General features: G+C 61.0%; 13 protein-coding genes. 9 read left to right on the forward strand and 4 right to left on the reverse strand.

The features are described 5' to 3' along the window. Positions 1-429, forward strand: a complete 429-nt coding sequence (tssE, locus tag ACRER8_RS04410) for a type VI secretion system baseplate subunit TssE (RefSeq protein ID WP_431745136.1) — start codon at positions 1-3, stop codon at positions 427-429. Between the two features lie 29 nt (positions 430-458). Then, complete coding sequence (locus tag ACRER8_RS04415; protein ID WP_431745137.1) at positions 459-1586, forward strand: OmpA family protein; 1128 nt, start codon at positions 459-461, stop codon at positions 1584-1586. Positions 1587-1605: 19 nt separating this feature from the next. On the opposite strand, the gene ACRER8_RS04420 is transcribed toward ACRER8_RS04415, so the two are convergent. Continuing rightward, on the reverse strand, positions 1606-2670 hold the full coding sequence (locus tag ACRER8_RS04420; protein ID WP_431745138.1) for a patatin-like phospholipase family protein: 1065 nt from the start codon (positions 2668-2670) through the stop codon (positions 1606-1608). Between the two features lie 179 nt (positions 2671-2849). On the opposite strand from ACRER8_RS04420, the gene ACRER8_RS04425 reads away from it, so the two are divergent. From ACRER8_RS04425 to ACRER8_RS04450, 6 genes are all read left to right on the forward strand, one after another. After that, on the forward strand, positions 2850-3128 hold the full coding sequence (locus ACRER8_RS04425; protein WP_431745139.1) for a hypothetical protein: 279 nt from the start codon (positions 2850-2852) through the stop codon (positions 3126-3128). Positions 3129-3437: 309 nt separating this feature from the next. Then, positions 3438-4355 (forward strand): AAA family ATPase, encoded by a 918-nt coding sequence (locus ACRER8_RS04430; RefSeq protein WP_431745140.1) that lies wholly within the window; start codon positions 3438-3440, stop codon positions 4353-4355. Beyond that, a complete protein-coding gene (locus ACRER8_RS04435; RefSeq protein WP_431745141.1) occupies positions 4355-5308 on the forward strand; it encodes a DUF58 domain-containing protein in 954 nt (317 codons plus the stop codon). The genes ACRER8_RS04430 and ACRER8_RS04435 overlap by 1 nt, the downstream gene beginning before the upstream one ends. A gap of 13 nt (positions 5309-5321) precedes the next feature. Further along, entirely contained in the window at positions 5322-7322 is a 2001-nt protein-coding gene (locus ACRER8_RS04440) for a transglutaminase TgpA family protein (RefSeq protein ID WP_431745148.1), read from the forward strand. 21 nt (positions 7323-7343) lie between these two features. Then, the gene (locus ACRER8_RS04445) at positions 7344-8123 is read left to right on the forward strand and encodes a CHAD domain-containing protein (protein WP_431745142.1); all 780 of its coding nucleotides are present in this window, start codon (positions 7344-7346) and stop codon (positions 8121-8123) included. Between the two features lie 100 nt (positions 8124-8223). Further along, entirely contained in the window at positions 8224-9018 is a 795-nt protein-coding gene (locus ACRER8_RS04450; RefSeq protein WP_431745143.1) for an acyl-CoA thioesterase, read from the forward strand. A gap of 63 nt (positions 9019-9081) precedes the next feature. Here ACRER8_RS04450 and ACRER8_RS04455 read toward each other — a convergent pair whose 3' ends face one another. From ACRER8_RS04455 to ACRER8_RS04465, 3 genes are all read right to left on the reverse strand, one after another. Continuing rightward, complete coding sequence (locus ACRER8_RS04455; protein WP_431745144.1) at positions 9082-9303, reverse strand: hypothetical protein; 222 nt, start codon at positions 9301-9303, stop codon at positions 9082-9084. Positions 9304-9678: 375 nt separating this feature from the next. Then, positions 9679-10998 carry a methyl-accepting chemotaxis protein gene (locus ACRER8_RS04460; RefSeq protein ID WP_431745145.1) on the reverse strand — a complete coding sequence of 440 codons (1320 nt, stop codon included), beginning with the start codon at positions 10996-10998 and terminating at the stop codon, positions 9679-9681. A 173-nt stretch (positions 10999-11171) separates the two neighbouring features. Then, positions 11172-11993, reverse strand: coding sequence for a TatD family hydrolase (locus ACRER8_RS04465; RefSeq protein WP_431745146.1), 822 nt, complete (start codon positions 11991-11993; stop codon positions 11172-11174). Between the two features lie 181 nt (positions 11994-12174). Here ACRER8_RS04465 and ACRER8_RS04470 point away from each other — a divergent pair, with 181 nt between their 5' ends. After that, complete coding sequence (locus tag ACRER8_RS04470) at positions 12175-13608, forward strand: transglycosylase SLT domain-containing protein (protein ID WP_431745147.1); 1434 nt, start codon at positions 12175-12177, stop codon at positions 13606-13608. The last annotated feature ends 470 nt before the right edge of the window (positions 13609-14078 follow it).

Here is a 14078-nt window from a genome sequence, read left to right on the forward strand (position 1 = left end):
ATGAATGAATCCAGTCCATCGCTCTACGAAATGCTCTTGCAAAATTTTCATGGCGAGCTGGCACTGCATCAGGTCAATGAAGAGCAGCAACGGGTCTTGTCGGTCCTCGACAACATTCGGCGCATTCTCGGCAGCCGTGCGGGGGCGCTCAGCCACTTGCCGGATTACGGGTTGCCCGACATGGGCCTGATTCTCCAGGGATTACCCGCCACCGCGCACGGGTTGATGGCGACCATGACCGCAACCTTGCTCCGGTATGAGCCGCGTTTGATAGGAATCAACGTCGCACTCTTGCCACAGACGTTACCCGGCCATCTTGAATACGCGCTGGATATTGAGCTTGAGGGCGGTGAGCGCGTCGCCTTTGGCACGACGCTTGGTCCCGAAGGAAAGGTGCTGGTGCGGTATCTGAAGCAACACGCTCGCTAAGGCGAGATCGATGATTTGAAGGAAGTCCGATGCCCGTATTGTTTGAATTGCCCATTCAGTTGGGCGGTGACCCCGGTGACTTTGTCGAGTATGCGGCACTGTGCGCGGAACTTGCGAAACTCAATCATCCGGCTTGTCCTGAAGTGGACTGGGCACAGGTCGAACGCCTGTGCCTGACGTTATTTCGTGAGAACGGAGCGGACTTACAGACTGCTGCGTTCTATGTTTTGGCGTGCGGGCATCGATTCGGCCTGAGCGGGCTGGCACAAAGTCTGATGCTGATCGAGTCTATGATTCGCAGGTGGTCAGACGTGTGGCCGCCCCAGTCTGTGTCCCGTTTGGCGATTCTGGACGGCTTATTTGCACAACTTCCGGCATTGTTGCGTCGACTGGAGATTGGGGCGGTGGATGTACCGGCACTGACCGACTTGCACATCGTTCTGGACCAGCTCAATCGACATCTGCTCTGCCGAGTCGGCACCTCGCCGAGTGCGCTTGGCGCGCTATGCCGACACGTTGCACGGATCAATGCGCAGGTGGAACCCGAGCAGAGACCGCGAGTGGGCAATCTTTTGCTCGCCAGTCCGCAGTCAGAAGCGCGCAGGTATACCGAATCCATGACCGTGTTGCCGGTTCTGCCGGTCATCAAGCGGAAAAAACGTCGAATGAGTGCGTGGGCGTTGTCGGCGGCAAACGTGATCGTCATCTTGATGGGCGGCTTTGTTGCCTGGAAAGGCTATGAGGCTGGTCGATCAACGGTCGCAGCACCCGCCCCGGTGCAATTGGACAGCCTGTCACTGTTCGATGCAGGCAGCGCAGCGCTTCGGTCCGACTCAACCCGAGCACTGGTCGAGGCATTGGTCAGCATCAAGGCTAAGCCGGGCTGGTTGATTGTCATCTCGGGGCATAGCGACGGAACGGGCGCTGCCACTCAAAACTTGCAGTTGTCCCGTGATCGCGCCATGGCGGTCAAGGCATGGATGCAAAGCATGGGTGACTTCCCCGACCGCTGTTTCGCGGTTCAGGGGCTGGGTGGCGGACAGCCTGTCGCTACGAATCTGGCCGAATCCGGGCGCGCAGCGAACCGCCGAGTGGACATCCGGTTAATGCCACAAAGTGAATCCTGTCACGCGCCCATCAACAGCACGCCGGGCTGAGAGCCTGTTGAGCACCTTCTCAATGCTCACGCTCATACCGATCAAGCGTATCCCTGGCGATTTCGCGACCCAGCGCGATCAATTCCGGCGCTTTGTAGAACTCGAAAAACCGGCAGACGCGCTTTGGCACGTTGATCAGGATGTCCGGCGGATACCCGGCAATCTTGTACTGTGCCAGCGAGGTCTGCATGACCTCGAAGCTCTGGTTGATCAAGTCCAGCAGCGACGCAGGGCCGACGTTGTCGACGATCACCGCGCCGCTGGCGGACTTCGGTGCGCCGGGTTCGGTGGGCGCCGCAGCCGGTTGCTGGCCTTGCGGGTCGGCCGACTCCGTTTCGTGATTGCCCGTCAGCCAAGGGTCGGGCAATAGCGCCGCGGTGGCTTTGAGACTGTCCTGCCCCAGGCGCAAGGCGTCATCCCCTGCCATCTCCAGCTTGCGACGGAAGGGCAGGCGCGAACCGATGGAGCTGATAAGGCTGTCGAAGCGCTTCTTCACCGCTGGCGGGCGCTCGATCACCGGAAGCTGGTATTGCTTCTGATTGGTCGAGTTGAGGTTGACCGCCACGATCAGGTCGCAATGGCTGGACACCACCGGCACGATCGGCAACGGGTTGAGCAGGCCGCCATCCACCAGCATGCGATTGCCCTGAATCACAGGTGTGAAGAGGCTGGGAATCGCCGCTGAGGCGCGCATGGCCGAATGCAGATTGCCTTCCTGAAACCAGATTTCCTGCTGGTTGGTCAGGTCCGTGGCGACGGCGGTGTAGGGGATGCGCAAATCCTCGATGTTGACCTCGCCGACGATCTCGCGGATCTGCCCGAACACTTTCTCACCGCGTATCGCCCCCAGACGAAAACTCACGTCCACCAGGCGCAGCACGTCCAGATAATCCAGGCTCTCGATCCACGCCTTGTATTCCGGCAGCTTGCCTGCCGCATAAATTCCGCCAATCACCGCGCCCATCGAACAACCGGCGATACAGGCGATGTCATAACCGCGCCGCTCCAGCTCTTCGATCACCCCGATGTGTGCATACCCCCTGGCGCCCCCGGACCCCAATACCAGCGCGACTCTTTTTTTCATTCGCAGGCTCCCCGTTGCAGTGGTTCTACCCTACGCTCAAGGCTGGCGTGATTCAAAGCCATGCCCTTCGATGAGTCCCGAGATGCAAAGGGATATTTGGTGTCCTCTGACCATGGCACTTTTACATCGCCGCATCGTCAAAGGCGCATCGTCGATTTCCATTGTTGAGGTAACACCCAATGAAAGCCTGGATCTGCCTGCCATTGCTTGCCCTTGTTCTTACAGGCTGCGCGGGTAAAACCGCCTATCGTGACAGCTGCGCCACCAATCTGGACGACGCCTGGCATGAACTGGATTTGGCCAAGGCCGAAGGTTTTGCCGGAACGGTCAGCTACTCCAAGGCCCTGTCATTACTGACCGGCGCCAAGACCCAGCAGCAGTTCGAAGCGTTCGAAGGCTGTAGCGAAAAGGCCGAGAAAGCGCGGTTCTACATTCGCGAGTCTCGCGCGGGGCGATAACCCGTTCCTGGCTGACATAGCGTTCTCTGTGGGAGCGAATTCATTCGCGAGAGGGTGATACAGGCGCAATATCATCATCGTCTGAACCCTCCCGTCGCGAATGAATTCGCTCCCACAGTTTTGCGCCCTACCCAATGATCCGGAGAAAGCCCGGCTCATTCGCCCATCATTGACCACCCTCGCAATAAATCCTCTTGATTCGCCCCATCCGCTCTGGCGAAAAGGCCTACGCTGACTTTAAAGTGGCTGCACGTCTGGCATCTTCTGCAGTCTTACTAGCCAAGAGCAGTCGCTTGGGGAGACTTTTCGATGAGCAGAAAACTTGATGCGTGCTTGAACGCAATCAATGAAGTAGTGCTGGGCAAGGAGCCTCAGGTGCGTCTGGCCGTCACCTGTCTGCTGGGCGGCGGGCATCTGCTGATCGAAGATTTGCCCGGCATGGGCAAGACCACCTTGAGCCATACCCTGGCGCGGGTACTGGGGCTGAGCTTTCAGCGGATTCAATTTACGTCCGACCTGCTGCCGGGGGACATTCTCGGCACCTCCGTCTTCGACCGGGAAACCGGGCAGTTCACGTTTCATCCCGGGCCGATCTTCGCCGAGCTGATCCTGGCCGACGAAATCAACCGCGCCACGCCGAAGAGCCAGAGCGCGTTGCTTGAAGCGATGGAAGAAGGCCAGGTGACCATCGAAGGTGCAACCCGTCTGTTGCCCGATCCGTTTTTCGTCATCGCCACGCAGAACCCGTTCAGCCAGGGTGGCACCTTTGCCTTGCCCGAATCGCAACTGGACCGCTTTCTGATGCGTTTGTCCCTCGGCTACCCGGCGCGCTCTGCGGAGAAAGCCTTGTTGCTGGGCGAATCGAGGCGCGAGTTATTGCCACGTATCGAGCCGATTATCGATCACACTGAATTGGCAGCCCTGCAAGCGCAGGCGCGTGGAGTTCGGGCCAGCGACGCGCTGGTGGATTATGTGCTGCGGCTGGTGGACGCCACCCGCAGCCAGCCCCAGTTCGCCTACGGCCTGTCACCCCGGGCCAGTCTGGCGATTCTCTCCGCCGCGCGGGCATGGGCGCTGCTCATCGGGCGAGACTACGTGATACCAGAAGACGTTCAGGCGATCCTGCCTGCGGTGATCGGCCATCGCCTGCGCGAGCGCACCGATCCGACCGGGCATGGTGGCGGGGCGTTAGTTCAATGGCTGCTGCGTGAGGTGCCGGTTCTTTGATGCCACAGTTCAAACCGGTCTGGCAGCGCTGGGTGGGGCGTCGTATTCCCCCGGCCTCGCGGATCGAGCTGGATCACCGCCGAATTTTCATACTGCCAACCCGGATTGGCGGCACCTATGCGCTCGTGCTTGTTCTGCTGCTGTTGGTTTCGATCAACTACCAGAATAGCCTGGCCTATGGCCTGACCTTTCTCATGCTTTCAGTGGGCATCCTCGCGATTCTGCACACCTACCGCAATTTCAGCGGCTTGATCCTCAGCGCCAGCCACGCGCGTTCGGTATTCGTCGGCGAACCGGTGCAACTGCGCCTGCGTCTGGAGAGCGCTTCAAGCGGTCATCAGGCCATCGCCCTTGGCTGGGACAGCGAGCGACTGGAACAGACCGATGTCGATGCCGAGCGCCAAGTGGAGGTCGCGCTGACCTTGCCCGCGGTCAGTCGCGGCTGGTTGCGGGCGCCGCGTCTGCGAGTAGAGAGCGTGTTTCCGTTGGGCATCTTCCGCGCCTGGAGCTGGCTGGACCTGGAGCAGACGGTCCTGATCTACCCGCGTCCCGTGGCCGGCAGCATGCCCATGCTGCAAGGCATTCAGCCGCACGCCGAAGATGACGGACAGGCGACTCGGGGGCAAGGTGTCGACGACTATCAGGGCCTGCGTCAGTGGCAACCCGGCGACTCCCTGCGGCGTATGCACTGGAAGGCTTGGTCCCGCGGACAAGGGCTGATGGTCAAGGAGTTCACCGACCTCAGCGGGCATGATCTTTGCCTGGATTTCATGGCCCTGGGCGGCGATATCGAAGAGCGCCTGTCACGCCTGTGTTATTGGGTGCTGGAGTTGTCCCAGCGGCAGCAACCTTTCGCCCTGCGTTTGCCGGGTTTTCTGTCGGCCGTGGACAGTGGCGATGCCCATCGCGAAGCCTGTCTGCGGCAACTGGCGCTGTATGGAGTCCGGGCATGAACGTGGGGTGGCCATGACTCTGGCCAGCCTTGCCCAACCGATTCCACGCGTCAGCCTCAACTGGCTGCTGATCGCTCAGGCGCTGGTCATCGTGCCGTTTTCCTTGCACATCCCCGTTTCGCTGATCGTGTTGTGGCTGGCGTGCACCTTCTGGCGCATCCAGATTTTCCGCATGCGTGTGCGGATGCCGGGCAACTGGGTCAAGTCCGGGCTGCTGGTGGGCACTGCAGGCGGGATCTATCTTGCGCGGGGCAGTCTGGTAGGGCTCGATGCCGGCGCCGCGCTGCTGATCGCTGCCTTCATCCTGAAAATGCTGGAAATGCAGACCCGACGCGATGCGCTGGTGCTGATCTTCCTGGGCTTCTTTTGTGTCGCGGTTGGTTATCTGTTCGAAGACGCGCTGCTGTGGGGCTTGTTCACGCTCTTGCCCGTCGCGACCTTGTTGGCGGGATTGATCGGTCTGCAGCAATCGGCGCTGTCGAGCAAACCTGCGGGCACGCTGATGCTGGCGGCCAAACTGTTGCTGCAAGCGGTGCCGCTGATGTTGCTGCTGTTTCTGTTCTTTCCCCGTCTGGACCCGTTGTGGTCGTTACCGCAGCCGAGCAACAAGGCGCTCACCGGGCTGTCCGACAGCATGGCGCCGGGGGATATCGCCGAACTGAGTAAGTCCGCCGCGCTGGTGTTTCGCGCCAGTTTCGAAGGCCCGATCCCGCCGCGTAATCAGCAATATTGGCGCGGTCTGACCCTGGAGCAGTTCGACGGCAGGCGCTGGTCGCAATCTTCCCGCGCGCAGGTGCCCGACGCCCCGGACTGGCGCAAGGACGGCGAAAAGCTCAGCTACAGCATTGTCATGGAGCCCAGTGGCAAGCCGTGGCTGATGACCCTGGACGTCGGCGAAACCGACTTGGCCGGGGTGCGGCAGATGAGCGATTTCCGTTGGCAACGCAGACGTCCCGTCGCGCAGTCGGTGTTGTACAACGTTAATTCCTGGCCCGACGCCGTGCGCGAGACCGTGCTCAGCGACGGTGCCCGGATGCAGGACCTGCAACTCCCAGCCAAGGGCAACCCCGAAGCGAGGGAGTGGGCATCCGACATGCATCGTCGCTACCCCAAGCCTGAGGCGCTGGTCGCCGGCGTGCTGTCCTACTTCACCGAGCAGCCGTTCCACTACACCCTGAAACCGCCTGCATTGGGGGCCAACAGCATCGATGACTTCCTGTTCGGCAGCCGCGCCGGTTTCTGTGCGCATTACGCCGGCGCGATGACCTTCGTGCTGCGCGCTGCCGGTATTCCCGCCCGGATTGTGGCCGGTTATCAGGGCGGTGAATTGAACCCGGATGGCAATTACATCAGCGTGCGCCAGTTCGACGCCCACGCCTGGGTCGAGTATTGGCAGCCCGGGGTAGGCTGGCGCAGTGTCGACCCGACCGCAGCGGTGGCCCCGGCGCGGATTGAGCAAGGGCTGGAACAGGCACTGTCCGCCGACGAGGATTTTCTCGCCGACTCACCGATGTCGGCGTTGCGCTATCGGCATCTGGCCTGGGTCAACTCGATTCGCCTGAGTTGGGATAACCTCAACTACGGTTGGCAACGCTGGGTGCTGGGTTATCAGGGCCAGCAACAATTGCAGGTGTTGGGACGCTGGTTCTCCGGTTTCCAGGCGCCGGTCTTCGCGGGCGGCGCGCTGGTCATTCTCGGGCTGGTGACGCTGTGGCTGTTCAAACCGTGGCGCCGCGAGAGCGATTCGCAGCTGCGTCTGTTCAAGGCCTTCGAACGTCTGCTGGCTCGCCATGGTCTGAGACGTCAGCAGGGTGAAGGCGCGCAGGCGTTCGCTTCCCGCGCCGCACAGCGATTCCCTGCGCACGCCGAAGCGATCGTGGGGTTCGCTCTGGAGTTCGAAGCGCAGCGTTACGCCGGTGCGTCCGCCTCGGCCGCTCAGCTGCGCCGACGCTTGAAATTCTTGCGCCGCAGTCTGCCCTGGCGCTTGTCCGCGGTGAAAGACAAGCAGCCGTAATACATGAATAAGGAGTCGCGAATGTCTGCCATGGTCGATCACCTGATCGCCGAGATTCTCAGTCTCAACGTCAAACTGCTGGCCTGTCATGCACGATTGGAGGCGTCTACCGACAGTGAGGCGTTGCACGATCTGCGCACCACGGTCCGGCGTCTGCGCAGTGTGCTGCGGCCCTTGCGCGGGCTGCCGGGGATGGATCAGGTCGAGGAGGCGGCCAAGGGCGTCGGCGATCTGACCACGCCATTGCGCGACATGCAGGTGCTGGCGGCGTTTCTGACCACCCAGGGCTTGGATCAGGCCGCCCGCAGACGTGTGGAGTACCTGGATTCGGCTTGCCCCAAGGTTGCGACTTCCGCTGAGCTGAACCGTCTGTTCGGAGTGCTGGACCAACTGCCGTCGTTTCTGCGCGCTCAACAGCGTCATGGCCTGCTGAAAAAGCTGCGCCAGCGGATCGAAAAACGCATGGATAAACAATGGAAGAAACTGCGCGAGGCCATGGCCGATCCGGCTCATGATCGTCATCGCCTGCGCTTGCTGATCAAGCGCGTGCGCTACTCCGGCGAAGCCTACCCCGAACTCAGCCATCAACCCAAGGGCATGCAGAAACGGCTCAAGTCGGCGCAGAGCGCCTTGGGAGACTGGCACGACCACCTGCAATGGCTGGCTCAGGCCGGGCAGCAATCGGACCTTGCGTCTTGTGTGGCCGGATGGGAACTGGGAATCCTGCGGGCCGAGGAAAAGTCCGACAAGGCGCTGGATCAGCTGGCCCAGGCTTGTTTTGGTGATGCCCCGGCGCATTGATCCCGGTCAGGCCGCAGGATTGGCGGTTATGGGCGCTGTCCGGCGAGCGACGGATCGCTAAGATCCGCAAATGTCTCTTGTGAGCCACCAGGGAGTGCCCATGACATTTGCCGAATTGCTCGAATCCGTTCGCGACAACCCCCAAGCCGTGACGATTCCTGCGTCCTGGTCCCAGGGACGCTCCTGTTTCGGCGGCCTGATGGCGGCTCTGCAATTTGAAGCCATGCGCGCGAAGGTTGCGGCCGATCGACCGGTTCGTTCCCTGGCGATCTCGTTCATCGGCCCACCGGCGATCGATGTGCCGATTTCGTTCGAAGTGGAAATCCTGCGTGAGGGCAAGGCGGTCAGCCAGATTCTTGGTCGTGCTGTGCAGAACGGGGAGACCGTGACGCTGATACAAGGCAGCTTTGGCGCGTCTCGAGAGTCGATGATTGCGGTGGCCGGCGAACCCGCGCCCTCGTTCAAACCGGTGGATGAGGTGCCGGACTTTCCGTTCATTCCCGGCGTGATGCCCGAATACCTGCGTTACATCGACATGCGCTGGGCGCTGGGTGGGCTGCCGTACAGCAACACCAAGTCGCCGGCCATCGGTGGTTATGCGCGGTTGCACGATGTCGCGGAGCAACGGCTGACCGAGGCGCACTTGCTGGCGTTGACCGACACCTGGCCGCCGGCGGTGTTGCCGCATCTGAGCAAACCGGCGCCCGGCAGTTCGTTGACCTGGACCATTGAATTCGTCCAGCCATTGCCGGAAATGACAACCCGTGATTGGACCCAATATCGGGCGGTGATCGAGCATGCTCGCGACGGATATGGGCATGTCGCGGCAGCGCTGTGGACGCCGAAAGGGGAGCTGGTCGCGATCAGTCGTCAGACGGTGACGGTTTTCGGCTAAGCGCGAAGTTGTGAAGGGTGTTGCGAAAGTGCGGTTTTACCGCAGGAGCAGTATCCCGAGGTCTTATTGGCCTCGGGATTTGATGGCCTGCGCTGCGATCAGCCCCAGAACGCCGATGCCCGCCGAGGTGATGCTGGCGCTCAGCGCGCCGTCGAGCAACAGCAGGCCGGAAACGATCGACAGCGGAAACGCCAGGGACGACAGCACCAGCCGCGACGACAGACCGGCTTTGTTGGCCGCGCAGAAGAAATCGTCAAGGTGCAGGTTGGAAATGAACTTGGGCATGATGCTTACCTCTGCAGAACTGAATAAGAACCGTTTTCGATGAGTTGAGAATAGGCCTGCCAACGGCTGCCGGCGAATCGAGCTTTGCTATCGGTGTCATAGGCCGGATGGGGGGAAAGCAATCGTCCACGTGTGAACACATTCGTATGAACACACACACACGCCAATGTGGGAACGTTGGCTGCGCGTGTGGGAAGGCGCCGATTCACGAAGACGTCGATGGGTACACCGCTACTGCGGATGGAGGGCCCGAAGCGAAACTGTGGGAGTGAGCTTGCTCATGAAGGCGTTGCTTCAGGCAACGCTTGGGTGAATGACGGACGGCTTTCGTGAGCAAGCCCAGTCCCACAGGGAAAACGTATTCGCGAACAGGTTTTATCCCTGCAACTTCAGTTGTCCGATCGCCTTATTCAACTCGCCAGCCAATGTCGCCAGTTCATCGCTGGTACTCGCCGACTCTACGGTCTGGCGCACCGTGCGCTCAGTAACATCGCGAATGCTGACCACCGCGCGATTCATCTCTTCGGCCACTTGGCTCTGCTGCTGTGCGGCGACGGCGATCTGCGTATTGCTTTCGCGCATCTGCGCCACAGCGCCGGTAATCGCGGCCAAGGCTTGCCCGGCTTCCCGCGCCTGTTGCACGCAGGCGTCGGCTTTGTAAGAGCTTTCCTGCATGAAGTCCACGGCGTCCCGCGTGCCAGCCTGCAGCGCCGAGACCATGCTGGTGATCTCGTCGGTGGAGGTCTGCACGCGTCTGGCCAGGTTGCGCACTTCGTCGGCGACCACCGCAAAACCGCGTCCCATTTCCCCGGCACGCGCCGCCTCGATGGCTGCGTTCAGGGCCAGCAGGTTGGTCTGTTCGGCGATGCTGTGGATCACGTTGACCACGCCGTTGATTTTCTGACTGTCCTCGGCCAGGCGCTGAATCATTCCGGCCGTCTGCTGCACACCGCTGGACAGTCCGGCAATCGAGATCTGCACCCGATCCACCACATCCTTGCCGCTGCCGGCCAGTGTATCGGCATGCTGTGATTGATCGCGGGTGGCGCTGGCGTGCTGGGCGATGTGATAGACCGTGGCGGTCATTTCGTTGATCGCCGTCGCTACTTGATCGGTCTCGCTTTGCTGACCGAGCATGCCCTCACGCACATCATTCATGCCTGCAGCCACATGCGCTGCGCCATGATCCAGCCGTGCGGCGGATTGCACCACGGTGCCGACGATGCGCTGATACCCGGCCTGCATGGCGTTGAACGCCTTGGCCATCTGCCCGACTTCGTCCTCTCCAGCCAGGGGCACGCGCGCCGAAAGATCGCCGCTTTTCTCGACGTGGAGCATCACGTCCTTGAGGGTGTTGAAATGCGTCAGCAGGAAGCGGATCAGCAGCTGCGAAGCGCTGAGCATGGCCAGCATCAGCACGAGGACGGCAATGGCGTAGTGGGTGAAATGCTCGGTGAATACTTGGCTGAACGAGGGGGAAACGGCGAGGTGCGCGACGTCCGGCACCGGGTGCCCCTCCGGCCATGCTGCCAGCAGCCAGGCCTGGGCTTGTGCGACTATCCTGGCATCTTCGGCTCGGCTTTGTTGCTCCAGATTCAGCGCGTACAGCACCAGCAGCAAGATGGCGAGGAAAGCGACGGCATTCACTGCCCAGAATTTGTATTTCAGCGAGATGTTGCTCAACCAGCGGCCCATGAGGAAGCTCTTCTGTGACTGCACGTGATAAGGCAAGGTGCCACTAGTTTCTCAGCTGTGCATGACGCAAGCGTTGATCTGTATCAGCGTTTCATGGGGTGCGGTGAGTTAGTTGTAACGGCGTGGCTGCCAGACAGCGAGTTTAAAGACGCCGCCGCTGGCAAGCCGGGCTGCTAAAGGGGAGATACATCCGACAGCGCTGGCAAAGAGAAGAACGCACGAGCGCAGGCGGTGGTGTGGGCAGCGACGTCTTCCGGCGTTTCGGCGCGATGCAGCGCGACTTCACGCAATACTTCCGGCAGGTAGGCCGGCTCGTTGCGGCCGTTCTTCGGTTTTGGTCGCAGGCTGCGGGGCAGCAAATAGGGCGCATCGCTTTCCAGCATCAGACGGCCCCTGGGGATTTCGCGCACCAGGGGATGCAGATGAGTGCCGCGGCGTTCGTCGCAGATCCAGCCGGTGATACCAATGTGCAGGTCCATATCCAGATAGCTGAACAGCGCACGTTTTTCGCCGGTAAAACAATGCACCACGGCGCCGGGCAGGTGGTCGCGGTATTCGCGAAGGATCGCCAGCAAGCGCTCATCGGCGTCACGCTCATGAAGAAAGACCGGCAGCTGCAACGCCTCAGCCAGTGCCAAGTGAGCTTCCAGTACCTTTTCCTGCTGAGGGCGGGGCGAGAAATCGCGGTTGAAATCCAGACCGCATTCGCCAACCGCGCACACCGAATTTTCTTTCAGCAGCGCTTGCAACTGTTTTTCGGTATCCGGTGTCCAATCGCTCGCCGAGTGGGGGTGGACCCCGGCGGTACTGAACAATCGCTGAGCGCTTTCGTCCAGTTGGCGGCACATCTGCAATGCCTGTTCACTGCTGTGGACACTGGTGCCGGTGAGGATCAATTGAGCCACGCCAGCCGCATGGGCGCGCTCGATAACTTCCTGCTCCTTCGAGGCGAAGCTGGAATTTGTCAGATTGACGCCGATGTCGATAAGTTGCATGGTTCACCTCAGGCCGGAGGCCGAGAAGAATACCAGAGCGATTGAAGCGATAAAAAACAAGCAGTCTCAACTGCTTAGAATTATTAGATTCCTGTGTGTCGCCAGCTGCCCTTTTTCACGCAGCCCGCGCGACTGCCCGACACAGACTTCAAGCCTTTTTCGGCATTTTCCCGGAGCGTGAATGATCCGAGCCTCGCTGATCTCGTTGTTGTGCCTGCTGCTCGTTTCCATCGATGCTATGGCTGCTGCTTCCGCGCGTCCCGCCGGGCCGCCAGTGATCGTCAAGAAAACCCAGATCCGCGACCTTGCGGCCATTCGCAGCAGCAAAGTGCTGCGCGTGTTGGTCAACCAGAGTCGCAACAGCTCGGGCGAAGTCCAGGGCGAGCCGATTGGCGTCGAGTATCGCCGCCTGCAAGCCTTCGAAAGCTACCTAAACGGCCACGCCCGTGACGGCCAGAAAGTCTCGATCAAACTGATTCCCAAAGCCAAGGACCAACTGCTCGCCGCGCTTCAGCGTGGGGAAGGGGACATGGTGGCCCCCGGCGAACTGCTCGATGCCAGCGCCGCCCGGTACGTCGACGCTACCGAACCTGTGGTCAGTCATGTGCCGCTGGTGGTGGTCGGGGTGCGTGGCGAGCGCGTGCTCAAAAACCCGGAACAGCTGTCCGGTCGCACGCTAATGCTGACCAATGGCAGCGTTGCCGGGGAAGCCATCGTGCAACTCAACCAGAAGCTGGCGCTGCGTAAACTGCCGCTGGTGACGATCGAATGGGCCGATCCAAGCCTTGCCGTGGAAGACGTGCTGGAAATGGTCCAGGCCGGGATTTATCACCTGACCGTTGTCGAGCAGCCGATTGCCGAGCGTTGGGCCAGAGTCATGCCCAAGCTGCGAGTCGCCCGCGGGCTGGTATTGAGCGAGCCGGGAGACATGAACTGGTTCGTGCGCAAGGACGCCGTGATGCTGCATGCCACAGTCGACCGCTTCCTGGAAACCTACGCGCCGCCAGCCAATCAGGACGCCGCGTTCCAGAAAGCCTATAAGGATCTTTATCGTGTGCACTACCCGCTGGCCCGGGAAGACCGCCAGCGTCTGGAAAAGCTGCGCCCGACGCTGCAGCGTCACGCCGACGCACAGAAGATGGACTGGCTGGACCTCGCTGCGCTGGCGTTCAAGGAGTCGGCGCTCAACCCGGTGGCCAAGGGCGGCAGCGGCGCCACGGGCCTGTTGCAGATCACGCCCTCTGCGGCGCAGCGGGTCGGGGTAGGCAACATCCATGATGTCGATGGTAATGTGCAGGCCGCGAGCAAATACCTGGCGATGATCCGCCGAAAGTTTTTCGCCAGTCCACGGATCAACGAGCGCGAGCGCATGGCATTTACCCTCGCGGCGTACAATCTGGGACCGGAACGCGTTCAGGCGATGCGGACCGAGGCCAGGCGCCAGGGCTTGAATCCCAATCAGTGGTTCTTTCAAGTCGAGCGGGTGGCGATGGAGCAGGTGGGGATGGGCGTGGTCAGCTACGTCAACAGCGTGAATAAATACTATCTGGCATATGACCAGGAGCGCAGTTCGCTGGAGAGTCCTTCGCTGCGGAAAGTGGCTTCAAGAGACTGATCTTTTTTGGGCGCTGGCCTTCGTGCATATCCATTATTTCGGGTGACGCTGGCTTTGGTTCCTCCCAGTAGCGGAACGGTTTCGCGTTCGGCAGAGTTACTGCACGCCGTAAAGTCCGCAGGAGCCGGCTTGCTGGCGAATGCGGTGGGTCAGTCACAGATGCGTGGTCTGACACTCCGCGTTCGCCAGCAAGCCGGCTCCTACAGTGAATCGGGGTGCAGCGAAAGTTGTGTTCGGCATCTGATCTGCGAAGGGCGTTAGCTCCAGCCCGTCAGGCTGTTGCTCTCCTTACTCGATAGTTCAAACGACACAAATCGCGAGCCGGCGACGGTGATCATGCGGACGCCGCCGCCGGCAAGCCGGACTGCTACCGAGGATTTGTGTGCGTCGCAGAATTACGGTACGCCGCAGGACCTGTAGGAGCCGGCTTGCTGGCGAATGCGGTGGGTCAGTCACAGATGCGTGGTCTG

It is taken from the genome of Pseudomonas sp. (assembly GCF_050739935.1).
Classification (GTDB): Bacteria; Pseudomonadota; Gammaproteobacteria; order Pseudomonadales; family Pseudomonadaceae; genus Aquipseudomonas.

What these genes read in the sequence shown, in the direction of transcription:
- ACRER8_RS04455 (WP_431745144.1), bottom strand. Translation starts at nt 9,303, where the DNA reads ATGCCCAAGTTCATTTCCAACCTGCACCTTGACGATTTCTTCTGCGCG.
- ACRER8_RS04470 (WP_431745147.1), top strand. Translation starts at nt 12,175, where the DNA reads ATGATCCGAGCCTCGCTGATCTCGTTGTTGTGCCTGCTGCTCGTTTCC.
- ACRER8_RS04450 (WP_431745143.1), top strand. Translation starts at nt 8,224, where the DNA reads ATGACATTTGCCGAATTGCTCGAATCCGTTCGCGACAACCCCCAAGCC.
- ACRER8_RS04445 (WP_431745142.1), top strand. Translation starts at nt 7,344, where the DNA reads ATGTCTGCCATGGTCGATCACCTGATCGCCGAGATTCTCAGTCTCAAC.
- ACRER8_RS04440 (WP_431745148.1), top strand. Translation starts at nt 5,322, where the DNA reads ATGACTCTGGCCAGCCTTGCCCAACCGATTCCACGCGTCAGCCTCAAC.
- ACRER8_RS04465 (WP_431745146.1), bottom strand. Translation starts at nt 11,993, where the DNA reads ATGCAACTTATCGACATCGGCGTCAATCTGACAAATTCCAGCTTCGCC.
- ACRER8_RS04430 (WP_431745140.1), top strand. Translation starts at nt 3,438, where the DNA reads ATGAGCAGAAAACTTGATGCGTGCTTGAACGCAATCAATGAAGTAGTG.
- tssE (WP_431745136.1), top strand. Translation starts at nt 1, where the DNA reads ATGAATGAATCCAGTCCATCGCTCTACGAAATGCTCTTGCAAAATTTT.
- ACRER8_RS04460 (WP_431745145.1), bottom strand. Translation starts at nt 10,998, where the DNA reads ATGGGCCGCTGGTTGAGCAACATCTCGCTGAAATACAAATTCTGGGCA.
- ACRER8_RS04420 (WP_431745138.1), bottom strand. Translation starts at nt 2,670, where the DNA reads ATGAAAAAAAGAGTCGCGCTGGTATTGGGGTCCGGGGGCGCCAGGGGG.
- ACRER8_RS04435 (WP_431745141.1), top strand. Translation starts at nt 4,355, where the DNA reads ATGCCACAGTTCAAACCGGTCTGGCAGCGCTGGGTGGGGCGTCGTATT.
- ACRER8_RS04425 (WP_431745139.1), top strand. Translation starts at nt 2,850, where the DNA reads ATGAAAGCCTGGATCTGCCTGCCATTGCTTGCCCTTGTTCTTACAGGC.
- ACRER8_RS04415 (WP_431745137.1), top strand. Translation starts at nt 459, where the DNA reads ATGCCCGTATTGTTTGAATTGCCCATTCAGTTGGGCGGTGACCCCGGT.